The sequence below is a fragment of the Nocardia spumae genome (assembly GCF_020733635.1).
GTDB classification, from domain to species: domain Bacteria; phylum Actinomycetota; class Actinomycetes; order Mycobacteriales; family Mycobacteriaceae; genus Nocardia; species Nocardia spumae.
The window spans coordinates 3,768,210-3,791,085 of the sequence record NZ_JAJFZL010000001.1 but is presented as its reverse complement, the minus strand read 5'-3'; the positions used below and the strand labels follow the sequence as shown (position 1 = coordinate 3,791,085).

At 68.6% G+C, this 22,876-nt stretch carries 22 protein-coding genes and 1 tRNA gene; 7 read left to right on the top strand and 16 right to left on the bottom strand.

Annotated elements, in window-relative coordinates:
- Position 1: 1 nt before the first annotated feature.
- From LKD76_RS16935 to LKD76_RS16915, 5 genes are all read right to left on the bottom strand, one after another.
- Positions 2–916, bottom strand: a complete 915-nt coding sequence (locus LKD76_RS16935) for a D-alanyl-D-alanine carboxypeptidase family protein (RefSeq protein WP_227982296.1) — start codon at positions 914–916, stop codon at positions 2–4.
- A gap of 370 nt (positions 917–1,286) precedes the next feature.
- On the bottom strand, positions 1,287–2,063 hold the full coding sequence (locus LKD76_RS16930) for a glycoside hydrolase family 19 protein (RefSeq protein WP_227982295.1): 777 nt from the start codon (positions 2,061–2,063) through the stop codon (positions 1,287–1,289).
- Between the two features lie 1,252 nt (positions 2,064–3,315).
- Positions 3,316–3,401 (bottom strand) — tRNA-Leu (locus LKD76_RS16925).
- Between the two features lie 96 nt (positions 3,402–3,497).
- Positions 3,498–3,812, bottom strand: coding sequence for an integration host factor, actinobacterial type (gene mihF, locus LKD76_RS16920; RefSeq protein ID WP_030516894.1), 315 nt, complete (start codon positions 3,810–3,812; stop codon positions 3,498–3,500).
- A gap of 218 nt (positions 3,813–4,030) precedes the next feature.
- The gene (locus LKD76_RS16915) at positions 4,031–4,897 is read right to left on the bottom strand and encodes an NAD(P)-dependent oxidoreductase (RefSeq protein WP_227982294.1); all 867 of its coding nucleotides are present in this window, start codon (positions 4,895–4,897) and stop codon (positions 4,031–4,033) included.
- A gap of 133 nt (positions 4,898–5,030) precedes the next feature.
- On the opposite strand from LKD76_RS16915, the gene LKD76_RS16910 reads away from it, so the two are divergent.
- Positions 5,031–5,384, top strand: a complete 354-nt coding sequence (locus LKD76_RS16910) for a winged helix-turn-helix transcriptional regulator (RefSeq protein ID WP_227982293.1) — start codon at positions 5,031–5,033, stop codon at positions 5,382–5,384.
- Positions 5,385–5,423: 39 nt separating this feature from the next.
- On the opposite strand, the gene LKD76_RS16905 is transcribed toward LKD76_RS16910, so the two are convergent.
- Both LKD76_RS16905 and LKD76_RS16900 read right to left on the bottom strand, forming a co-directional pair.
- Positions 5,424–6,083 (bottom strand): response regulator, encoded by a 660-nt coding sequence (locus LKD76_RS16905; protein ID WP_227982292.1) that lies wholly within the window; start codon positions 6,081–6,083, stop codon positions 5,424–5,426.
- Positions 6,080–7,387, bottom strand: coding sequence for a sensor histidine kinase (locus LKD76_RS16900; protein WP_227982291.1), 1,308 nt, complete (start codon positions 7,385–7,387; stop codon positions 6,080–6,082). The genes LKD76_RS16905 and LKD76_RS16900 overlap by 4 nt, the downstream gene beginning before the upstream one ends.
- Positions 7,388–7,556: 169 nt before the next feature.
- Here LKD76_RS16900 and LKD76_RS16895 point away from each other — a divergent pair, with 169 nt between their 5' ends.
- A complete protein-coding gene (locus LKD76_RS16895; protein WP_227982290.1) occupies positions 7,557–8,459 on the top strand; it encodes a sterol desaturase family protein in 903 nt (300 codons plus the stop codon).
- Positions 8,460–8,491: 32 nt separating this feature from the next.
- Here the strand turns inward: LKD76_RS16895 and LKD76_RS16890 are convergent, their stop codons facing one another.
- Positions 8,492–8,860 carry a hypothetical protein gene (locus LKD76_RS16890; RefSeq protein ID WP_227982289.1) on the bottom strand — a complete coding sequence of 123 codons (369 nt, stop codon included), beginning with the start codon at positions 8,858–8,860 and terminating at the stop codon, positions 8,492–8,494.
- A 3-nt stretch (positions 8,861–8,863) separates the two neighbouring features.
- On the bottom strand, positions 8,864–9,517 hold the full coding sequence (locus LKD76_RS16885) for a hypothetical protein (RefSeq protein ID WP_227982288.1): 654 nt from the start codon (positions 9,515–9,517) through the stop codon (positions 8,864–8,866).
- A gap of 233 nt (positions 9,518–9,750) precedes the next feature.
- Between LKD76_RS16885 and LKD76_RS16880 the strand changes: the two genes are divergently transcribed.
- Positions 9,751–11,106: a M20/M25/M40 family metallo-hydrolase gene (locus LKD76_RS16880; RefSeq protein ID WP_227982287.1), complete on the top strand. Its 1,356-nt coding sequence runs from the start codon at positions 9,751–9,753 to the stop codon at positions 11,104–11,106.
- 33 nt (positions 11,107–11,139) lie between these two features.
- Positions 11,140–11,691: a YbhB/YbcL family Raf kinase inhibitor-like protein gene (locus tag LKD76_RS16875; RefSeq protein ID WP_227982286.1), complete on the top strand. Its 552-nt coding sequence runs from the start codon at positions 11,140–11,142 to the stop codon at positions 11,689–11,691.
- A gap of 88 nt (positions 11,692–11,779) precedes the next feature.
- Here the strand turns inward: LKD76_RS16875 and LKD76_RS16870 are convergent, their stop codons facing one another.
- From LKD76_RS16870 to LKD76_RS16855, 4 genes are all read right to left on the bottom strand, one after another.
- Positions 11,780–13,612 carry an AMP-dependent synthetase/ligase gene (locus tag LKD76_RS16870; RefSeq protein WP_227982285.1) on the bottom strand — a complete coding sequence of 611 codons (1,833 nt, stop codon included), beginning with the start codon at positions 13,610–13,612 and terminating at the stop codon, positions 11,780–11,782.
- 169 nt (positions 13,613–13,781) lie between these two features.
- Complete coding sequence (locus LKD76_RS16865) at positions 13,782–14,876, bottom strand: quinone-dependent dihydroorotate dehydrogenase (protein ID WP_227982284.1); 1,095 nt, start codon at positions 14,874–14,876, stop codon at positions 13,782–13,784.
- Positions 14,877–14,879: 3 nt separating this feature from the next.
- Positions 14,880–15,170: a DUF5703 family protein gene (locus tag LKD76_RS16860; RefSeq protein ID WP_227982283.1), complete on the bottom strand. Its 291-nt coding sequence runs from the start codon at positions 15,168–15,170 to the stop codon at positions 14,880–14,882.
- A complete protein-coding gene (locus LKD76_RS16855) occupies positions 15,170–16,195 on the bottom strand; it encodes an NHL repeat-containing protein (RefSeq protein ID WP_227982282.1) in 1,026 nt (341 codons plus the stop codon). The genes LKD76_RS16860 and LKD76_RS16855 overlap by 1 nt, the downstream gene beginning before the upstream one ends.
- A gap of 271 nt (positions 16,196–16,466) precedes the next feature.
- Between LKD76_RS16855 and LKD76_RS16850 the strand changes: the two genes are divergently transcribed.
- From LKD76_RS16850 to LKD76_RS16840, 3 genes are read left to right on the top strand one after another with little or no spacing between them, the layout of a single operon-like run.
- A complete protein-coding gene (locus tag LKD76_RS16850) occupies positions 16,467–16,700 on the top strand; it encodes a hypothetical protein (RefSeq protein ID WP_227982281.1) in 234 nt (77 codons plus the stop codon).
- 56 nt (positions 16,701–16,756) lie between these two features.
- Positions 16,757–17,290: a WKL family lipoprotein gene (locus tag LKD76_RS16845; protein WP_227982280.1), complete on the top strand. Its 534-nt coding sequence runs from the start codon at positions 16,757–16,759 to the stop codon at positions 17,288–17,290.
- A 7-nt stretch (positions 17,291–17,297) separates the two neighbouring features.
- The gene (locus LKD76_RS16840) at positions 17,298–19,391 is read left to right on the top strand and encodes an MMPL family transporter (protein WP_227982279.1); all 2,094 of its coding nucleotides are present in this window, start codon (positions 17,298–17,300) and stop codon (positions 19,389–19,391) included.
- Positions 19,392–19,559: 168 nt separating this feature from the next.
- On the opposite strand, the gene LKD76_RS16835 is transcribed toward LKD76_RS16840, so the two are convergent.
- From LKD76_RS16835 to LKD76_RS16825, 3 genes are all read right to left on the bottom strand, one after another.
- A complete protein-coding gene (locus LKD76_RS16835) occupies positions 19,560–20,507 on the bottom strand; it encodes a heme ABC transporter ATP-binding protein (protein ID WP_227982278.1) in 948 nt (315 codons plus the stop codon).
- A complete protein-coding gene (locus LKD76_RS16830) occupies positions 20,504–21,580 on the bottom strand; it encodes a FecCD family ABC transporter permease (RefSeq protein ID WP_372465992.1) in 1,077 nt (358 codons plus the stop codon). The genes LKD76_RS16835 and LKD76_RS16830 overlap by 4 nt, the downstream gene beginning before the upstream one ends.
- Positions 21,581–21,747: 167 nt before the next feature.
- Complete coding sequence (locus LKD76_RS16825) at positions 21,748–22,833, bottom strand: heme/hemin ABC transporter substrate-binding protein (RefSeq protein WP_227982276.1); 1,086 nt, start codon at positions 22,831–22,833, stop codon at positions 21,748–21,750.
- Between the last annotated feature and the right edge of the window lie 43 nt (positions 22,834–22,876).

The following is a 22,876-nucleotide window of genomic DNA, read 5'->3' as shown; positions in this document are numbered from 1 at the left end:
CTCATCCGAGTGGCAGGGAGCTGAGGATCGGGACGAAACCCCAGTCCATCATGCGTTCGGCGTCGGCTGTCGTGGCCGCGGGATCATCGGGTGAGCTGTTCAAGACCACACCGATCAGCCGCTGTCCGCCCCGGGAGGCTTCGAACAGCAGGCAGGTGCCGGCGGCGTCGGTGGATCCGGTTTTGATTCCCGTGGCGCCCGGATATTCACGCAGCAGCCCGTTGGTGGTTTCCCAGACGTGGTCCCGGTTCGCGGGACCGGCGGGCTGGTGATAGATCTGTGATTTGACGATTTCCCGGAAAACCGGGTGGCCCATCGCGTTCCGGCCGAGTCGCAACAGGTCCGCGGCCGTGGAGTACGTGGAGAAATCATCGGGGACGGGCAGGCCGCTGGGGTCGGTGAAGTGCGTGTTCACAAGTCCCAATCGCTGCGCGGTGGCGTTCATCTTGGCGACGAAGCCATCCTGGCCGGGGCCGTAGGCGTCGGCCAGGGCATAGGCGGCGTCGCAGCCGGAGGGAAGCATCATGGCGTACAGCAATTGGCGAGTGGTCAGCACTTCGCCGGCAGCCAGGCCGGCGCTACTCCCGTCATTGGCGGCGGCATAGTCGACCGCCGCCTGGGGCACCGTGATCGGGCGTTCGAGATCGCCGGACTCGAGCACGACCATCGCGGTCATGACCTTGGTGATACTGGCGATCGGGACACGGGCATCCGGCTGTCGGGCCCACACGATCACCCCGGTGTTGGCTTCGGCCAGTGCCGCCGTCGGCGCCCGCACTCCGTCCGGTTGCGCACTCAGTGGAAAGGGAGGCTGAGCGTGGGAGATGCCGGAGACCGACACGGGTGCGGCGAGGGGAGCGAATACGGCCAGTAGCCCGACAACGGCCGCCGGCAGTACGCGGGCATAGGGTCGCATCGCCACATTGTGTCGGCTGAACACATCGAACTGTGGGATTTGCGGCCCGAGGCGCGGGATCACCCGGAACTACTCGGGGGTCGCAGTGGCAGCGGTATCGGGCACGAGAGCACCTTCCGATCGGGTATCGGCGTGCATCCCGGGGCGGGTATCGACGAAATCTGCAGGGCTGCAGGGCTATTCGCGATCCGGTGTTGAGGGGTCGACCATCGCCGCGGCGTCATCGTTCTCGGGCCGTGCCGCAGTACGACCGGATTCGAACGCGCCGGACCGGGGCCGAAGGCCGCCCTTCGATTCCACCGTTGAACCAACTGTGATCACCGGCCGGCGCGGTGCGAATACCGGCACGGCAGGGTGAGGATGCGTAGGTTCAGGGGCACTTCAGAACTTGGCATACCTGGATGAAGTGGTCGCGCCGGACGGTTTTCCCGTTGGAACCGCCGTTGATGATCTGCGAGACGGGGTCGATGCTCGCGGGGTCCTGGGGGTGGGCGTTGTCGGCGGCGGCGTTGAGGTTGTGGCTGGTCCAGTACCACGCGGCCGTGGCGAACGCGTATCTCGGATCCGCCACCAGCTCCGGGTGGTTGACGAAGTCGACACCCAGTGCCTGGCTCGCACGCTCGTAGTTGTGGCGGCCGGTGAGTTGGAGTCCACCTCGACCCTTGTATCTGGGTCCGTCACCGGGTTGTGTGTTGCCGAGATCCGCCCGGCCGTTGTAGTCGTCGCCGTCGCTGTACTCGGTCAAGGTGGCGAAACCGGCTGTTTCCTGCCCAACCTGAGCGAGGAATGCGGCAGCGCGCTGCGGTGTGTCGATACCCGCTGACGCCATCGCACTGTTGATCTGCGGTAGCCATGCGGTGACATTCGCCTGATCGGCGCCGGGCAACGCCGCTGGTGCCGCAATAGGCTGGGGGGCCGGCGCCGGGGCCGGGGCGGGGGCTGGGGCGGGCGCCTGACCTGCTCCAGGCGCGCCCGTTGCGGTGACGGGAGTCGACAGCGCGTCCAGCGCGGCCGCCTGTGCGGTAGACGGCTCGCGACCGCCTGCGGTGGTGACGATGGTCGCGACCGCGGCGGCGGCCAGGGTCACGGTGCCGGCGGTGCGGGCGATCGAGGTCACCGACTTGCGACGTGCGGGTGTTGAAGACATGCGGTCTGATTCCTGTTCTCGACTGTTGGGCCGTGTTCGGGCACGCAGCGGCACCGCGCTGCCAGGCGGGATCGGAACGAGCTCGCCTCTGCGCCGTGTGCTGTGGGGATGACTTGACCCGGAACGACCGAACTGCTGCGATGCTGCGGGCGCTGCGATGTGCCGCGCCTCGACCCGAGTCGGGCGCGCGTCCTGCCGCGATCAGTCCGCCAACCGGGTTCTCACGCCCGAAGGCGCGGTCGAATATGGCGACGGTTTCAATTGGGAGACACGAATTGCGATTCGCATTACATATTCGAACCAGATAAGCCGAATATATTTCAATACGATAACGCTAGGGCATCACGGCGGCAACGATGGAGCCTTCGAGGTGGGGTTGCCCCAACGGTCTAGTGCCGACTTTTCGCACCTCTGACCGGCACATCTTTCTTAAACTGTGTCGCTGCTCACAGTTGGCTATTCTGTATTCCAGATCACGTATGTATCACGAACGCTGTTATGTGTTCGAGTTGTGCGGGCTTGTTCGACGGCCTCGTTGTATTGCGACAGCCGAGAGAAACCGCCGTTTCTGATCAGGACCGCGATCCGGTGCGGAGCAGGCTCCCCGCCGGATTGTGGCGACGCCTTGCGGGTCGGATCGGTTGTTCGCGAAACATGTTCAGCGCCAGTGTGTTTCCACTGATGGATCCAGACGTGTGCCCTGCAGGCAGGCCCGGATCCGGAAGTCGGCGCAGATCTGTTCAGGGACCACTGGGCGAAATCCATACCTGCTGCCGCTCGCGGTCCTCGGAAGCTCCGGCAGGTGCGGGCGCTGATCGAACGGTCGTCACCGGGTGACGAGGGGCCGCGTGGGCTCGGGCACCGCACTCGACGCGACCGACGCGGCTATGTCCACCGGTTGGTCGACCAATCGGCAACATCGCGTCCCACGCGGGCGGAAACCGCCGATCGCCGTTCGGTGTCCGCGGCTGTGGTCGTCTACCCAGGGCTCGCATCGCAACGACGCCGACGCCATGACCTGTGTAGGCGCCGGGGCGGCCCGCGCTGGGGTCCCTGGGAACCTGCCCGCGCTTCGGGGCGAGTGGCGGCTGTCCGGTACGCGATTCGACCGCGGAGGTAGGGCGCTGAGGCCCCCTGGAGCATCAGTGGAGTTCGCCGACCCCCGCAGGGCTTCGCGGCGGAAGGGCCGAATCCGCGCCGACCCGAGAAATGACGAAAGCCGTTGCGTTGCAACGGCTTTCGTTTCGAACTGTGTCCGGAGGGGGACTTGAACCCCCACGCCCGTTAATAGGGCACTAGCACCTCAAGCTAGCGCGTCTGCCATTCCGCCACCCGGACCGGTGGTGCTCAGCAAGGTTAACGGATCAATCCGCAAGGTCCAAATCACCGGTGTTCGTGCAGGTCCCGGGCTGCTGAGCGCCGCCTTCCGGAGGGTTAGTTCGTCAACGCCTCGAGTAGTGCGGCACGCTGACGTGAACCCAGGCCGCCGATACGACGATCGACCGGAATATCGGCCTCGTCCATGAGCTTGGCGGCCTTGACGGGGCCGATACCGGGCAGGGCCTTGATGACCGCGGCGACCTTCGTTTTCTTGACCAGGTCCTCCTTGTCGGCACGCTCGAGCACCTGGGCCAACGAGACCGAGCCCTTGCGAATCTGCTCGATCAGTTCCGACCGCGCCTTTCGGACCGCGGCCGCCTTGGCCAGCGCTTCGGAGCGTTGCTCGGCGGTCATGGTGGGAAGTGCCATGTCTCTAACCTTTCACTCGTTCGCTGGAACCTCAACGGCACCGATTGAACATCACCGGCGGCCCGGTGATGGGTCGACACACCGCGAGGATAATCCCGGTTCGACGGTGGCGTCAGGGTTCGAGCACCCCAGATGCGGGATATTTGCCGTGCGGTCGCAGCGGTGCGGGCTGCCGGTCGTCGGTTCGAATCGGTCCCTGCGGGCGGGCGTCCACCGGATCAGCCCCGCAGGCCCTCCACGATCCGGGCGAAGGCCTGCTCGCCGTAACCATCGGCGACTTGCTCGTCGATCAGGGCTTTGACCGGCCGAAGCACGTCGACGGCTATTCCGGCCTCGCGCCCGGCCCGCACGATCGCATCGAGGGCGGCCTTGTTGAAGTGCAGGTTCTGCACCGAGGTGCGGTAGTCGCCGCTGTCGATGAACTGCGCTTGCCACGGCAGTGAGCCGGTCATCGCCGTCAGCCATGGAACCGCGCGTTCGGCGAATGCCGCGGCGCCGACCCCCGCCGAGCGCAGCATCGCCGCGCCGTGCGCGAAGCCCGCGAACATGGCGTACATCGCCGCCAGCAGGGCGAAATCGTGGGCCGCGGCCAGGCCGGGGTCGGCGCCGAGGAATTCGGCGGACCCGAACAGCTCGAGGACCTGCTGTGCGCTGTCGAAGGCCGCGGCGTCGCCGCTGTAGAGGATCGAGGCGGCGGGGCCGCCGATCATGTCGGGGACGGCCATGATGCCGCCGTCGAGAAAGGCGATGTCGTGGGCGCGGGCCCAGCTCGCCAGTTCCCGTGACTCCCCGGGGGTGGTGCTGGTCAGGTTGACCACCGCGACGTCCGACAGTTCGGCCGCGATCGGATCGAGCACGCTGTGCACGGAGGCATGGTCCAGCAGGCACACGATGACGAGGTCGCTGCCGCTGATCGCCGCCGCCGGAGTCGCCGTGTGACGGGCGCCTGCGGTGACGAGATCGGTGTCCTTGCCGGCGGTGCGGTTCCACACCGGGACGCGGTGGCCGGCGCGCAGTGCGGCGCCTGCCAGCGCCCGCCCCATCGCGCCCAGGCCGAGTACGCTGACTGTTCGCTGGTCGGGCATATCGGGTCACTCCTTCGGATGTTCGGATCGGGTGGCGCGCCACTGCTGATCCTGGCCCGTATTGTCCTGCGCGCCAAGTACTTACTAATTTGTGCAGTACTTACCGGCGGGTGTGTGAGCAGGTGGAAGGCGTATGAGCGAACGGCGAGGTCCGTATCTGTGCGGGATCGATGCGGCGATGGATGTGGTCGGCGGCAAATGGAAGGCCCTGATCCTCTGGGATCTCGATACCCACGGCACCCGCCGGTTCGGTGAATTGCGCCGGGGACTGCCCGGAGTGTCGGAGAAGGTGCTCATTCAGCAGCTCCGCGAACTCGAACAGGACACCATCGTGCATCGCGAGGTCTACCCCGAAGTGCCACCGCGAGTGGAGTATTCGCTGACTCCGTTCGGAGCGGAGCTGAATTCCGCGCTGGCCCCGCTGGGTGCCTGGGGCCGGGCACGCATGGACCGCATCGGCGCCGAGCAACTGCCGCATCCGCCGTGATCCGGGGCCTCGATCACCGGTGGAGGCGTCGCCGCGGCGCTACCGGCCCTGATCCGGGCGGACCAACCCGCTGCGATATGCGTGGACGACGGCCTGGATCCGGTCGCGGACCTGCAGTTTCGCCAGAATCCGGGAGACATGGGTCTTGACCGTCTCCTCCCCGACACCGAGGGCAGCCGCGATTTCGCTGTTGCTGCGGGCGTCGGCGAGCAAGGCCAGCACCTGCTGTTCGCGGGCGGTGAGGGAGTGGACCGGGGGCGGCGCGGGGGCCAGGGTGCCGGCGAACTTCGGGGCGAGCCGGCGCGTCATCGACGGATCGATCACCGCGTCACCACGCACCGCCACCCGGATCGCGGCGATCAACTCTTCCGGAGGCAACGTCTTCAACAGGAATCCGCTGGCACCGGCCTGCAGGGCCCGGGCCAGGCTCTCCTCGCTGTCGTAGGTGGTCAGCACCAGTACCCGGGTGCCACCGGCGGCGACGATGGCCTCGGTGGCGGCCAGGCCGTCGAGTTTGGGCATCCGGACGTCGAGGATCGCGACGTCGGGGCGCAGCCGGGCGGTTTCGCCGATCGCGCTGCGACCGTCACCGACCTCACCGACACAGTCCAGGTCTGGGGTGGCGTCGAGGACGGCGCGCAGGCCGGACCGGAACACCGCGTGATCATCGGCGATCAGGATCCGCAGCGGGCCGGTCACGACGATGTCCCCGGCAGGCGCACCGTGACCTCCCAGCGCTCGGCGGCGGTGCGGCCCCATGACACGGTTCCGCCGAACAATTCCGCGCGCCGCCGGATGCCGTCGAGTCCTCGCGGCACAGCGGCGGGCGGGCGCTGTGGTGCGTCGTCCACGTGTCCGGCCGCACTGGTGCCGGGATTCGATCCGACGTCCGGGATATCTTGTAAGGCAACCGGATTGGACTGGGTGACGACGACGCCGCCGGTATCGGCGCCGACGGTCAGCTCGGCGGTGCCGGTGCCGTGGCGCAGTGCGTTGGTGAGCAGTTCCTGCACGATCCGGAACACCGTGATGTCGAGCGAACGCGGCAGTGCGGTCTCGGTGGTCACGACCGATACCTCGAGCCCGGCGGCGCGGACCCGGTCCACGAGATCGTCGATATCGGCCATTCCGGGCTGACGATCTCCGCGATCGTCGCGGCCGTGCAGCAGGTCGAGCTGGCGGCGCAGATCCACCATGGCCGCGCGGCTCTCCGACTCCACCGCGGACAGCGAGCGTGCGGCCGGATGCTCGCCGGTGGTCGTGCCGTCCAGTGCCATGCGGGCCGCTCCGGCGTGTATTCCGATGGCGCTGACATGGTGGGTGATGACGTCGTGCAGGTCACGGGCGATGGCCGCGCGTTCGTCGGTCAGGGCGCGTTCGAGCGCGGCATGCTGCTGCTGGCGGGCCAGCCGCTCCCGCTGCTCCAGTTCGGCGATATAGGCGCCGCGACCGGCGGTGTAGCGGCCCACCAGCCAGGGCACCAGGCCGCCGGAGATCGCGGCGGTGAGCAGCAGCCGCCAATCGCCGGTCACCGAGCCGCGCGAGATCAGCGGTGCGCCGACCGCGCCGGACATCAGGATCGGCACCGTGACCAGAGATGCGCGCCCGGACATCCACGCACCCGCGCGATAGCCGGCGACGAGGAATCCGACGTCGGCGATCCGGAATGTCAGCCCGTGCCGGTGCAGCAGCCAGGACACGATCAGGCGCAGTGCGACCTGGGCGACGGCGACGATCGCGGCGGTACTGGGCGGTGCGGCGAAGGCGAGGTCGACGGCGATCATGGCGGCCAGCGCCAGGCTCGCCGATGCGGGGGCGACGGTGAAGATGCCCGACAGTGCGAACACGACCGCGTCCACGGCCGCCGCGACCACCGCGACCGCGACCGACTGGCGGACCAGCGATCGCCGGACCGCGACCAGCTCCCCGGCATGTGGTGTGGCCGTGTCGCCGAGGGAGGTGCCCCGCCGCAGCGTCGAGCTCACTGTCCGCCGCACCAACACCTGGGCGACGATACCGGCGTCGCGGGGCGTGCGAGTCCCTCGCGCGGGGGACCACTCGTCCCTCGCCGGCCTGATGTTCGCGCCGGTCGCCGCCGTTACCGTCGACATGGGCCGGCCGGCCGGAGGTAATCGTGGCGCGGGCCGGATCGGATCGGGACAGGGAGTTCGGATGAACAACGCGCACCTGGCGATGTATGCGGTGCCCGCTTTCGTGGTGTTGATGCTCGTGGAGTGGTGGGCCGCGCGCCGCGACCCCGACCGCGTGCCCACCGGTCGCTACGACCGTGAGGTGGCCACCAACTGGGCCACCTACGTCTTGGGGCAGGTCACCAAACCGCTGCTGCAGTACGCGCTGCCGTTCTCCGCGGTCGTCGTCGCGGCCGCGGTGACACCGTGGCAGTTGTCACCGGGGGACTGGTGGGTGTGGGTCCTCGGCCTGGTGGTCACCGATTTCTGCTATTACTGGGCGCATCGCGCCGATCACCGGGTGCGGTTGTTGTGGACGGCGCATTCGGTGCATCATTCGAGCACCTACTTCAATCTGACGACAGCGATCCGGTTGCCGTGGTTGAACCCGATCGCCTCGACCGTGCGCGGGCTGGCATGGGTTCCGGCGGCGCTGCTGGGCCTGCCGGCGTGGATGATCTTCCTGCTCATCAGCCTGGGCCTGCTGTACCAGTTCCCGATTCACACGCAGCGGGTCGGGACGCTGTGGGGCCCGGTGGAATTCGTGTTCAACACCCCCGCTCACCACCGGGTGCACCACGGTGCCAATCAGCCCTATATCGACACCAACTACGGCGGTGTGCTGATCGTCTGGGATCGGCTGTTCGGCAGTTTCGCCGCCGAATCCGAGCCGATTCGCTACGGCTTGACCCACAACATCGACACCCGCAATCCCGTGAAGGTGAACTACCACGAGTTCGCGGCCATGCTGCGCGATGTGCGCGACGCTCGCACCTGGCGCGGGCGGCTGGGCTATATCTTCGGGCCGCCCGGATGGCGAGAGGACCGCAAGGCGCCCACCGGACAGACGTCCGGCCTGACCAGCGCTGTCGCCACGCCCCGGTGAGACGTCGGCGGGCCTGCCGTACACGGCCGGTGTCAGTACTCCACGACGTCGGTCTCGGCCTCCGCGGGGGCGGACCGGCGGCGCGCCCACAGTAACGAGAGGTACACCACGGTGGTGATCACGACGATATGCGCCGCGAACATCACCAGGAACGGCAGGACGAATCCTTCGTCGGTGAGCGCGCCGCGTGCGCTCACGCAGTAAAGCGTGTAGTTCACCGACGTTCCGTCGGAATCGTGGAAGGTGTCCGACACCACCATCGGGTCCGGATGGGCGGGCGAACAGAACAGCGGCGCGGTGAGGCGGGCCTCGCCGGGCCAGATCGCCAGCGGCGATACGAAGCTGACGAGTGTTCCGGCGCCGACACCGGTGGCGAGCGCGGAGGTGAGTGGTCTGGCCATCGGTCACACCTGCCGGATCCGGAGAAACTCACCGGCGGAGTCGAATTCGGCGATCATGTCCGAGCGCGGGGAGAAGACGTCGGCGACGATCCGGATGTCGTGGCCGAATCTGGCCACCACGATCACCGGGACGGTGCCGTCGGGAAGGGCGCTGCGGGCGCGGGCGGTGTCGACGATTGATTCGAGCCGGGTGAGGCCGGGTACCTCGCCGAGGGTGAAGCATTCGCCGTCGAGGTCGTCGAAGGCCGACACGCGTACCGGTCGCGGTGGGCTCAATGCGCCGAGCAGGTAGGTGTAGTCGTCGAGTTCGTGGGGGCGCTGCGGAGATCGGATGCGTAGGTGTACGGCCGGTTCGCGCGCGCCCGAGCCGTCGCGGTCGGCGAGGAATCGAGTCACCGAAGCCGGCTGATCGGCCAGTACGAGCCGGAACCGTGTCGAGTCCGGCGCGGCCAGCAGCAGCACATCGGCCTGAATATCGCTGGTGCCCAGCCGGTTTCGCAGGGCCTGGAACGCGGCGGCGGGCAGGGCGCCGACCAGTCCGCCGCCGCGGGCACGGATCTGCTGTTCGAAGGTGTCGCGTTCCACGGCGCCGACGCAGCCGCAGGTGATCATGACCACCGAGCACACCGCGGCTATCAGCCACCTACGACGGCGCATGCCGGAATGATATGTGCCGGCACCGATATCCGCGCGCCCGATATGCGAAGAACCTGCTCGTCCCGGCCGGGATTCGATCAGCGAGATCGCAACGCGATCCGGGCCCGGCGGGCGTGGCCGGGCAGCACGGCTGCCGGCGCGAGGTGTGCCCAGGCCCGGTCAGCGCGTGGTTTCGCGCGCCCGAGGGGGTCGGGCGGGATTCACCGGTTCGTGGCGCGTGGTAGGAAAGGGGCGTGACAGCTACCGGTGAATCCCGCCCGTCGCGCTCCCGCGCGGAATCCGAAGTGGTGGAATTGGTCAGCACGTTGATCCGCTTCGACACCTCCAACACCGGAGTGCTGGAAACCACCAAGGGTGAACGCGAATGCGCGCAGTGGGTGGCCGATCAGCTGCAGCAGGCCGGGTACACCACCGAGTACGTCGAGTCGGGTGCGCCCGGGCGCGGCAATGTCTTCGCCCGGCTGCCCGGTGCCGATCCCAGCCGCGGCGCGTTGATGATCCACGGACATCTGGACGTGGTCCCCGCCGAGGCCGCCGACTGGAGTGTGCATCCGTTCTCCGGTGCGGTCCGCGACGGCTACGTGTGGGGCCGTGGCGCGATCGATATGAAGGATATGGTCGGGATGATGCTGGCGGTGGCGCGCCAGTTCAAGATCGAGGGCACGGTGCCGCCACGCGATCTGGTGTTCGCCTTCCTCGCCGACGAGGAGAACGGCGGCAAATGGGGGTCGCAGTGGCTGGCCGACAACCGGCCGGATCTGTTCGACGGGGTGACCGAGGCGGTCGGTGAGGTCGGTGGCTTCTCGCTGACGGTGCCGCGCCGCGACGGTACCGAGCGGCGGCTGTATCTGGTGGAGACCGCGGAGAAGGGCCTGGGCTGGATGCGGTTGCGCGCCAAGGCCCGTGCCGGGCACGGCTCGTTCCTGCACGACGACAACGCGGTGACCATTCTCGCCGAGGCGGTGGCCCGGCTCGGTAAGCACACCTTCCCCCTGGTGCTGTCGGATTCGGTGGCCGAATTCCTGGCCGCGGTGAGTGAGGAGACCGGGATCGAATTCGATCCCGACAGTCCGGATATCGAGGGCCAGCTCGCCAAACTGGGCACCATCTCGCGCATCATCGGCGCCACCCTGCGCGATACCGCGAATCCGACGATGCTGCGCGCCGGATACAAGGCCAATGTGATCCCGCAGACCGCCGAGGCCACTGTGGACTGCCGCGTGGTACCGGGCCGTCAGGCCGCCTTCGAACGTGAGGTGGACGAGCTCATCGGTCCCGATGTGGAGCGGGAGTGGATCACCAAACTCGATTCCTACGAAACCACATTCGACGGTCATCTGGTCGATGCGATGAACGACGCGATCCTCGCCCACGATCCCGACGGCCGCACCGTGCCGTACATGCTTTCCGGTGGTACCGATGCGAAGGCGTTCGCGCGCTTGGGTATTCGCTGTTTCGGTTTCGCGCCGCTGCGATTGCCGCCGGAGCTGGATTTCTCGGCTCTGTTCCACGGTGTCGACGAACGGGTGCCGGTGCCGGCGCTCGAGTTCGGCGCTCGTGTGATGGAGCATTTCCTGTTGCACAGCTGACGATTCGCTCGACAAGCCGAAAGGACGGTTCTCGTGCCCGACTATTCCTACAATCCGTATGCGGCGTTGCCGCGGCTGCCCGAGTTCACCCTCACCTCCACCGACGTCACCGACGGACAGCCGCTGGGTAACGAACAGGTCAGCGGCGTGTTCGGCGCGGGCGGCAAGGATATCTCCCCGCAGTTGTCCTGGAGCGGATTCCCCGCCGAGACCAAGAGTTTCGCGGTCACCGTCTACGACCCCGACGCACCGACCGGCTCGGGTTTCTGGCACTGGGCCGTCGCCGATATCCCGGCGTCGGTGACTTCGCTGGAATCCGGTGCCGGCAGTGCCGGTGAGGGCAGTGAGGGTGGCGCGCTGCCCACCGGCGCGGTCCAGTTGCGCAACGACGGCGGATTCGCCGGATTCGTCGGTGCGGGCCCGCCGCCGGGACACGGTTACCACCGCTACTACGTGGTCGTCCATGCCGTGGATGTCGAATCGCTGGGTGTAGGGGCGGACGCGACGCCCGCGTTCCTGGGTTTCAACCTGTTCTCGCACGCCATCGCGCGGGCCACGCTGGTCGGCACCTACGAACAGAAGTAACCCGGCATACCGGGCGGGTGGTCTCCGATGCCATCGGAGACCGCCCGCCCGGCAGGGAAACGGTGGTGTACCCGCCCGGATCGGCCGGTCACATGTTGTGCACGCCCCGGGGCGCCGGGTCGGTGTAGAGGTCGGCGATATCGGCGGCGTATTCGGCGGCGATGGGGGAACGCTTGAGCTTCAGCGTGGGGGTGAGCTCGATGCCGCCGGGCTCCCAGGCCCGCGCGAGGATGCGGAAGCGTTTGATCTGCTCGACGCGGGCGAGTTTGGCGTTGCCGGCGCCGATGGCGGCCCGGATCTCGTCGACGATCTGCGGATGTGCGGCCAGCGTCTCGAGATCGGCGTCGGGAATGTCGAGCGCCTTGGCGCGCACCGCGGCGGTGTCGGGGTCGAGTACCACCAGTGCGGCGATGTAGGGGCGTGCTTCGCCGATGGCCACGATCTGGCCGACCAGTGAGGAGGCGGCCTTCGCCGAATTCTCGATATTGGTGGGGGAGATGTTCTTTCCCGCCTCGGTGATGATCAGTTCCTTCTTGCGGTCGACGATGGTGACATAGCCGTCACCGTCGATGGTGGCGATATCGCCGGTGTGCAGCCAGCCGTCGTCATCGATGGCCTCACTGGTCTTCTCGGGCATCTTGCGGTAGCCGTGGGTGACGATGCCGCCTCGGATCAGCAGTTCGCCGTCGGCGTCGAGACGGATCTCCACCCCGTCGGCCGCGCGGCCGACCGAACCCGGGCGCGGTTTGTCGAGTTCGGTGAAGGTGCCCACGCCGGTGGTCTCCGACATGCCCCACACCTCGCTGACCGTGAAGCCCAGGCCCAGCAGGAATTCCAAGGTCTCGGGCGGGATCGCGGCCGCACCCGAGGAGGCGACGGTCAGCTCGTCCATGCCGAGGGTGGCGCGCAGTTTCGGCAGCACCAGCGCATCGGCGATTTTGTGCTGGGCCACCAGCAGCGGTCCGCCGGTGCCACCGGCCAGGCGGGCGCGGGCGGTAGCGACGCCGACGCCGACGGCCCACTGCGCCAGTGCCTTCTTCACCGGGCCGGCCTCGGTGGCGATCGCGGCATCGACACCGGCCTTGATCTTCTGCCACACCCGCGGCACACCGAAGAAGATCGTCGGCCGGGCATCGGGCAGTGCGGCCGCGATTTCGCGCGGATCCGGCACACAGGTGAGGGTGACGCCGGTGAACAGATTGAGGCAGTGCCCGGAGATCCGGTCGGCGACGTGCGCGGCGGGCAGGTACGACACCGCCCGCGCGTCGATGTCGGCGACCAGTGCGCCGTTGGTGAGTGCCACGATCTGGGCGACGATATTGGTGTGGGTGATCTCCACCCCCTTCGACGGCCCGGTGGTGCCGGAGGTGTAGATGAGGGTGGCCAGATCATCGGGCCGCACCGCCTGCCAGGCGGCGTCGAAATCGAAATCCTCGGCCGGATCGTTCTCGACCTGATCGAGGGTCAGCCCGCCCTCGGGGGCGGCGCCGTCGACGACGATCACGTGCGCGAGTCGCACTCCCGATGCGCTGATCGGGGCCAGGAAGGCCTGTTCGGTCACGACCACGGCGTTCTCGGCGTTTCCGAAGACGTGCGCGATCTGTCCGGGAGAGCTGGTGTTGTACACCGAGAACGGGGTGGCGCCCAGATGCAGGATCGCGGTGTCGACCAGATTGAACTCGGGCCGGTTGGTGAGCATGATGCCGACCGTGTCACCGTGTCCGACTCCGAGTTTCGCCAGGCCCGCCGCGATAGCGCGCACCCGCTGCGCGTATTCGCTCCAGGTGATCTGCGCAGTGCCCCCGACGGTCCGTAGCGCGACCTGATCCGGGCGTAGCGACGCGGTCTGCTGGAAGGCCTCGGGCACGGTGGTGATCGTGGTGCCGTTCTGGTGGGTGAAAGCGATCTCTGCTGTGGTCATATCCCTTGTTCCCGGTCAGTGCACGACCATCACGCCCGTGGGCGTGATGTGGATCACCCATCCTAAACGTGAAATCGGACATTCGGGGAGTGCTTCCGGCCGGTAGGAAGACCGGCCTCGAGCGCGGGAATCGGACGTCCGGCCGCGGCGGTGACCGGGCCGGTGCGGGTCAGGTGCGGGTGGTGTGGGCTGCGCCGACGGCATCGGCGAGGCAGGTGTATCCGCCCGCGCGCAGGCGGGCCGCCAGGCCACGGTGCAGTCGTCGTGTCCAGAACGGGCCGCCGTAGATGAATCCGGTGTATCCCTGCAGTAGCGATGCCCCGGCGAGGATGCGTTCGAAGGCCTGGTCGGCGTTCTCGATACCGCCGACCGAGATCAACGTCAGCCGGTCTCCGACTCGGGCGTACAGCCGCCGCAGCACCTCGAGGGAGCGATCGGCGACCGGTGGGCCCGACAACCCGCCCGCACCCATGGCGGCGACCTCGGCCTCGGGGGTGGCCAGGCCGTCGCGTCGAATGGTGGTGTTGGTGGCCACTATTCCGGCCAGGCCGAGTTCGACGGCCAGATCGGCGACCGCGTCGATATCGTCGTCGGACAGATCGGGTGCGATCTTGACCAGCACCGGTTTGGGCTCCGCGCCGGCGGCGACACTGTCGAGCACGGCCCGCAGCAGCGGGCGCAGCGATTGCACGGCCTGCAGATCCCGCAGTCCGGGAGTATTGGGGGAGCTGACGTTGACGACGACGAAGTCGGCCAGCGGTCCCAGCAGGCGGGCGCTGACGGCGTAGTCCTCGGCGGCGTGTTCGGCCTCGACGATCTTGGTCTTGCCGATGTTGGCGCCGATCGGCACACCCCCGGCCCGGCGGGCGGCCAGTCGCTGCGCCGCGGCGGCGGCGCCGTGATTGTTGAAGCCCATCCGGTTGATCAGCGCGTGGTCGGCGGGTAGCCGGAACAGCCGCGGCGCCGGATTGCCCGGCTGGGCCTGCGCGGTGACGGTGCCGATCTCGGCGAAGCCGAAACCCAGTGCGCCCCAGGCGTTCACACCGCCGGCGTCCTTGTCGAAGCCGGCGGCCAGGCCCAGCGGCGCCGGGAAATGCACGCCGAAGACCGTGGTGGACAGGATCGGATCGGTGGCCGCGGTGAGTGTGCGGGCCAGCCATCGGGTCGGCGGGAAAGCGGTCGTGAGCCGGATGACGGTGAACACGAGGTGGTGGATACGCTCGGGCGGCACCAGGAACAGCAACCGCAGGAATAAGGAATACATCCCTCACATCCCCGTTTCGGTCACGGGGAAGCTGGTTTTGCGCCGCCGCAACAACACTCGCCGGCTGCCGTCGGTGTAGGCCCGCACCCGCGACAGCTCCCAGCCGCCGAATTCGGCCTGGATGGCCAGGCGCATCGACGCGGTGACCCGATTCACGTCCGGGGGTAGTCGTAGCGGCACGTACTCGTATTCTCCTTCGTCGCTGGTCTCCTCCCATTCCGAGGGGAGTGACCTTCTGCGCTGGGCGCGGTGTGCGGCACCGGCCGCGGACTCGTATCGAGGCGTTCGAGCCATCACTGACCTCTCTTCCTCTGGTCCGCACCGATGCGTTGCAGACCGTCTCCGGTTGCCGACCCGACGAACATGTCGCCGGTGCGGCTGTCGATCGTCAGCGAATTGGGCTGTCGCACCGTCGCGAAGCGACCCACTTCTTCCGGTATACCGGTCGACAGATCGAAACCGACCACCTCGTTGCTTCCGGTGAGGGTCAGCCACACAGTGTCGGACCGTTCATCGTAGGCCAGCGCGTACGGCGCGGCACCGACCGGGAAGCGCTGGCGCAGCAGCAGCGGATCGGCGGTGTAGACCAGCAGTGCGCCGCCGGAGGTGTCGGTGGCCAGCAGGCGTCCGAAATGGTCGCTGATCACGTGGGTGGCGCCGAGTCCGGCTCGCAGCGCCAGGCCGGGACGATTGCGGTCGAGATCGAGTTCGGTGAGGCTGGTCTGATCCAGATCCAGGGTCGCGATCGCGGTGGAGGTCGTGGCGATGGCGTCGACGGCACCCAGGCCGGAGACGGTGCGGTTCGGGTGGCCGTCGGGATCGAGGAGTTGCACGCGGCCGCCGTCGAGCCCCACCGCCACAGCGCCGTCGGCGCGCCGGGTCACCGTCCGTGCCTCACCGTCGACGGCTATCGCGCGCACACCCGCGGTGGCGATATCGACACGCAGCACCTCCCGGCCCGCGGCCACCAGCACTTCACCGGCGGCGCCGGGCGCGATGCCGGTCGCCTTGGCCGGCAGGGTGATCGCGTGCACGGCACCGGGATCGGCGGGATCGACGATGCGCAGGCTGAGCCCGGTCGGATCGAGCGCGGCCAGCCGTCCACCGCCGGGCACGGTCACCAGCGCCCCGATCGGGCCGAAAGGGGTGACGGTCCCCCGCACGGGTGCGGCGGCGGGTGCCGGTGCCACGGCCGCGGTTCCGGGCGCGCCGGCCGAGGGGGCGGAGGTGTCGTCGCTGTGGGACGAACATCCGGCGAGGAGCGCCACGGCACTGGCGACGGCGAGTGCGGCAGACACTGCCGACCGGTTCCCGCGCATGCTCCGAACTCCTTCGTGGCGATACTTATGCGTACTGCTTCATCTGACCATGATCGGACACTCGGCCCGCTCACCGGGGTGGTTCCGGCGTGGCATGCGCCTCACCCGTTACCGTGAACACCTACCCGACAACGAACCAGGGGAGCCTCGGTTGGAAACAGACCACACGTCTGAATTCACACTTGAAGATCTAACCGTAGGTCCGTTCGCGCACGGTTTCGGTACGACGGCCGAGGGACAACCGTTCGCCTTCCGGACGGTTCGCGCCACCTTGACCCTCGAGATCTACCGCAGCGATGCCGAAACCGATGTGCCCGGACCCGAGGATGTGGTGGCCATGGTCGAAGCCGCCGTCACCGATATCGACCTCGACGACGCGCGCAGTGTGCGCGCGCTGGTCCGCGACCTGGTTCCCACCGCGGTACCGGTGTCCGAGCAGCGCGGCGCCACCACCACCGTGCGTGCCCTGCTGAACCGGTTGAGCGCGGTCATCGAGGGTCGCTGACCTCCCGTGCCAGACTGTAGGAACCACCGGTTACTTTCGACACCTTCGAGGACGTAATGGCATTGCGACGCACGGTCTACGGCGCATTCGGAATCACGATGCTCGCGCTGACGATCGCCGCCTGTGACACCGGCCCCGACGAGGCCTCGGTGGACGCGGCCCGCTCCTCGGCCTATGCCGCGCTCACCTCGTCGGCACAGGTGGCCGCGTCCAGCAGCGCCAACCGGCCGCCGATCCCCACGGCCCCCGAGCTGGACGCGCAGATCAAACGCGCGCTGGACCCGTCACTGCCCGACAGTCAGCGCACCGACCTCATCGAGGACGGCGCGGCGTTCACCGATGCCATCCCCGACATGTACAAAGCGCTGCACGACAATCCGCGCGCTGTCTACGGAGTCGTCGACCCGGTCTTCGACAATCACGACGGCACCCTGACCGCCACCATGCGGCTCGACAAGGACGGCTCCGGGGAGAACGTGCGCACCACCATCGTGCATTTCGTCGACAACGACGGTAAGTGGAAGATCTCGCGCAACGACCTGTGCGGAATTTTGCGTTCGGCCGACTACCGCACCCCGGCCTGCGGCTGATTCGCGCATGCTCGAAGATCTTCTGCTGCGCTGGGGCAGGTTCGTTCATCGGCATCGATATCTCGTCTTCGCGATCTTCGTCCTGATCGTCGCGATCTCCGGATTCTTCGGCCGCGATCTGGGATCGCGGCTGACCCAGGGCGGCTGGTTCGACGAACACAGCGAATCGGTGGTGGCCTCCAAACTCGCCGATCAGACCTTCGGCCGCGATACCGACGCCGATGTCATCGTGCTCTACACCGCGCCCGACGGGCACACCGTCGACGATCCACCGATCCGCGACGCGATCACCGCGGCACTGTCGGGGCTGCGCGACCGCTACCCGGACCGCATCAAGAAGATCGACAGCTATTTCGACGGCTCGATGATGGGCCAATTCGCCGACGCCTCGCGCACCCACGCCTTCGCCAGTATCGGCCTGTGTGGCTCCGACACCGCCACGGTGGACAACTATCTGGCCATCCGGGCCGACCTGGGTGCCAGTGGCCCCGGCGCCGGACCGGGTGGCACGACCGTGCAACTGGCCGGGCTGCAGCCGGTGGTGGAAGGCATCAATATCGGCATGCAGGACGATATCCACCGCGCGGAGCTGATCGCACTGCCGGTGGTGGCGATCCTGCTGTACTTCGTCTTCGGCGGGGTGGTCGGGGCGCTGCTGCCGGTGTTGATCGGCGGGATGACCATTCTCGGCAGCCAGGGCATCATGCAGCTGCTCACCGATCACATCGATGTCAACGTCTTCGCCAGTGCGGTGGTCACATTGGTCAGCCTCGGGCTGGCCATCGACTACGGGCTGTTCGCCGTGACACGATTCCGGGAAGAACTGGCGGCCGGGCGCAGCGTGGAGGAGGCCACCGCGCGCACCGTCGCCACCGCCGGGCGTACGGTGCTGTTCTCCGCGGCGATCATCGCGGTCAGTCTGGCCGCGCTGTTCATCTATCCCAACGGGGTCCTGCGATCGGTGCCCTACGGCGGTATCAGCTCGGTGCTGCTGGCGGCTGTGTTGTCGGTGACAGCGTTGCCCGCCGCGTTGAGTATCGTGGGCCGGCGCATCGATCTGTGGGGCTGGCACCGATTCGCCGGAGTCCGCAACGCCGAGCAGATCGACAACGGATTCTTCTCCAAGCTGGCGCTTTTCGCGATGCGCCATCCCGCCAGGGTGATCATTCCGGTGGTGGCGGGTCTGCTGTTCCTGCTGATCCCGTTCCGCAACATCGAATTCGGCGGACTGTCCGAGCGATATCTGGCCGCCGACAATCCGGCCCGGGTGGCGCAGGAGCGATTCGACGCGCTGTTCCCCGAATTCCGTACCGAGCCACTGAAATTGGTGGTGGTGGGCGCCGATCCGCAACAGTTGTCCGACATCAGATTCCAGGCCAACTTCACCCCCGGGCTGACCGGCCCGTTCGAGGCATCGGCACCGACCACCGACGGCATCAATGTGCTCTCGACCGGCCTGGTGCGCAAATCCGGCGCCGACGACGCCATCGCCGCACTGCGCGCGATCGCGCACCCACCCGGGGTGGAGGTGATGGTGGCCGGTGTGCCGGCGCTGGAACGCGACGCCATCCACGGACTCATCGCCGGACTGCCGCTGCTGGCCACGATCCTGGCGACCGCCGCGCTGGTGCTGATGTACATCGCGTTCCGTTCCCTGGTGCTGGCGCTGAAGGCCGTCCTGATGAGTGCGCTGAGTCTGGGTGCGGCACTGGGCATTTTGACCTGGCTGTTCGTGGAGGGGCACGGGGCCGGACTGCTCGGCTTCACTCCCGGGCCGCTGATGTTCGCGGTGCTGGTGCTGATCGTGACCGTGCTGTTCGGACTGTCCACCGACTACGAGGTCTTCCTGCAGTCTCGGATGGCCGAGGCCCGGGCGGGCGGGGCGCCGCCGGCCGAGGCGATCCGCTACGGTATCGCCCACACCGGTGGTGTGATCACCTCCGCGGCCGCGATTCTGATCGTGGTGACCGGGGCATTCGGCTTCTCCGATCTGGTGCTGATGAAATACATCGCCTACGGCATGATCGCCGCACTGATCCTCGACGCCACGGTCATTCGCATGCTCCTCACTCCGGCGGTACTCAAACTGGTGTGGCGGTGAGGCCGTGAGTGCGGTCAACCGGGGCCCGGCGGCGCGCGGCCCTCAACCGCTGGAAGCCGACAGTGCGCGGGCGCACCGAGTTTCGGGACCGACGGGCTGACCCGGACGAAATCTACTGACCGGCACGGTTTTACGAGCTCGCGGTCCCGCCGATGCCCGATCGGTGCCTCAGCGGCGCACCGGCAGGATCAGCTGCGCGCCGGTGACGGGGTGGTCGACGACCTCGATGGGGTGGCGATACACACTGGTCAGCAGGTCGGTGGTGAGGATGTCGCGCGGGCCCCCGACAGCGGTGAGACGCCCCTCGGCCAGAACCGCTACCCGGTCGGCGTAGGCGGCCGCGAGGCCGAGGTCGTGCAGCACCACGACCACCGCCGCGCCGGCGCGGGCACGGGCCGCGGCCAGCCCCAGCACCTGTTCCTGATGGCCCAGATCCAGGGCCGCGGTCGGCTCGTCGAGCAGGACGGTCTCGGTGTCCTGGGCCAGTACCCGCGCCAGTGCCACGCGGGCTCGCTCGCCACCGGACAACGCCGGGAAGGGGCGGGCGGCGAGGAATTCGACATCGGTGGCGGCCATGGCGTCGGCCATGATGCGTTCGTCGGCGTCCTGGCGGGCCGTGCGAGCCCACGGGGAGCGGCCCATCGCGACGACCTCGCGCACGGTGAACGGGAATCCGACGGTGTGGTTCTGGGGCAGGACCGCGCGCCGCCGGGCCATATCGGTCGGTGTCCAGTGCGCCAGTGGCTGCCCGTCGAGTTCGACCGTGCCGCTGCTGGGTTCGAGTTCCCCCGACAGCGCGGCCAGTAGTGTCGACTTGCCCGCGCCGTTGGGGCCGACCAGCGCGAGAACCTGCCCGGCCACGACCTCGAGATCGACACCGTCCAGGACCGGGCGACCCTCCCGGATGACGCCCACACCGTGTGCGGCCAGGGTGACCGCGCCGGGCGTCGCGGGTTGTGGAATCCCGTGGGCGGGGCGCAGTGCCCGCACCACCGCGCGCACCCAGGTCCCCGGGCCGGACCGAGCCGGCGGGGACGGGGCTGGGACGGTATCGCCGCGGGCCGGCACCCGGACGGTCTCGGACACCTCCGCGGGGCCGGCCGGTCGCTCGCTCATGCCCAGCCTCCCGAGCGAGCGCGGGTGCGGCGCAGCAGCCAGAAGAAGAACGGCCCGCCGACCAGGGAGGTCAGCATGCCCAACGGGAGATCGGCGTTGTGCACCAGCGTGCGGGCGCCGATATCGGCGGCCAGCAGCACCACCGCGCCGAGGATCGCCGACAGCGGGATCAGCACGCGGTGGGCCGGACCGACCAGCATGCGCACCACATGGGGCACGATCAGGCCGACGAACAGGATGATTCCGGTGAACGCCACCCCCGCGGTGGCGAGGATGGCGACGACCACGATCACGTTGCGGCGCAGCCGTTCCACATCGACGCCGAGATGGCGGGCCGCCGCCTCGCCCAGGGCCAGCAGGTCCAGCCGCGGTGCCATCAGTACCGCGGCCACGACTCCGACCGCGGTGAGTGGAGCGACGACCGTCACGGCCTGCCAGGTGGCGCCGTTGAGGCTGCCCATCTGCCAGAACACGATCTGATCGCGCGCCGCCGGGGAGGCGGTGAACAGCAGAAACGACATCAGCCCGCCGGCGAAGGCGTTGACCGCGACACCGGTCAGGACCAGCGTCACGGTTTCGGTCCGCCCCCGCGAGCGCGACAGCAGGTACACCGCGAGAGTGGTGCCCAGGCCCGCGACGAACGCGCCCGCGGCCACCGACCAAGCGGCGACGAACGCGCCGCCGACCACGATCACCACACCGGCGCCGACCGCGGCTCCCGCCGAGACACCGATGACACCGGGCTCGGCCAGCGGGTTGGCGAATACGCCCTGCAGGAGCGCACCGGCGGTGGCCAGGGCGGCGCCGACGAGAATCGCCAGCACGACCCGCGGGAACCGCACCTGCCACAGCGTCACCTCACCGGCGGGATGATGCGGCATCGGACCCCAGTCGAGCCCGATGCGGTGCAGCACACTGCCGGCGACTTCCCATGGTGTGGTCGGCACCTGGCCGACCGCGGCCGAGATCAACGCGAGCGCGATCAGCAGGGCGATCGCCACCACGAACACGATCGTCACCCGCGACCGGCCGCGTCGGGCGGATCCGGCGGGCGGGGACGTCGCGGCGGCCACGGCGGTCCGTGGCCGGGGCCCGGTCGCCGGCGCGGCCGGACCGTGGTCGCCGGTCACCCCGGGCGGGCCGGCGTCGTGATCGGCGCGGGCGCTTCGCTGTCGCGCCGCATCGGCACTGCGGTGTGCGGCCACCGGCTCGCCGCCGGCCGAGGCGGAATCGCTCACGCTCATGCGGGCCGAGTGCCGTAGACGGCCTTCGACAGTGCCTCGAGGACGTGGCCGGTTTCGGGGCCGAAGCTGAGCAGGACCGCGTCGGACATGTCGACGACACGGTGGTTGCGCCCGGCGGGGGTCTGCGCGACGCCGGGCACCTTTTCCAGCCCGGCGACGCCGCCGACCGATTTCAGCCCGTCCGACATCACCAGCAGCACATCGGGTGCGGCGCCGATCATGGCCTCGCTGGTGATCGTGGTGAACGGTTCGCTCAATCCGGCGGCGGTACCGGCGTCGACGCCGCCGAGGGCGGTGACCAGCGAGTCGGCGCCGGAGCCGGGCCCCGCGAGCATGGTGATCGCGGTGCTGCGCAGGTAGACGAACCCGATCTTCAGCGGTGGTGCGTGCTCGGGTACCGCCGCGGTGGCGGCGGCGATCTCACCGCGGCTGCGTTCGGCCAGTTTCACGCCCTGCTCGTGCACGCCGAGCGCGTCGGCGACGGCCTGGATCTGCGGACCCACACCGTCGATGGTGCGCTGCGGATCGAAGTAGACGACCGTGATGCCCAGCGCGCGCAGCTGGTCGCGCATGGTGGGGGTGGCGCTGGTGGGGTCGGTGAGAAAGACGGTGGGCCGCGCCGCCGCGACCGCCTCGACATTGATACTGCCGTTGCCGCCGGCGACATTGGGCACCTCGCGTACCGCCGGGAACGCCGCCGAGGTCGACCGCCCGACCAGTTTCGGGCCCAAGCCCAGGGCCCACACGGTTTGGGCGAGGGTGCCGTAACGGTCCACCGCGACGATGCGGTCCGCGGAGGTGACGGTGACCTCGGCGCCGTCGTAGGAGTGCACGGTCACCGGGAGCGCCGGTGTGGGTGGCGGGCCGATCGGGGCAGGGTCGAGGTCGGCGAGGGTGGCGGTCGACGGACCCCGCTGATCGCCGGTGCCGCCACCGCTGTCGCCGCAGCCGGCGCCCACGGCGATCACCAGGACGGCGCCCAGCAGCGCGATCAGCGATCGGGTGGCCGGGCGCGTGGTCACCGCGGTATGTCCCGCCGCGGAGATGGTGCGAGCCGAACGGACACGGTCGAGACACCTCATGTAGGCAAGCCTAAGTGGTCGCGGGAACGGGCTGCCACCGGCC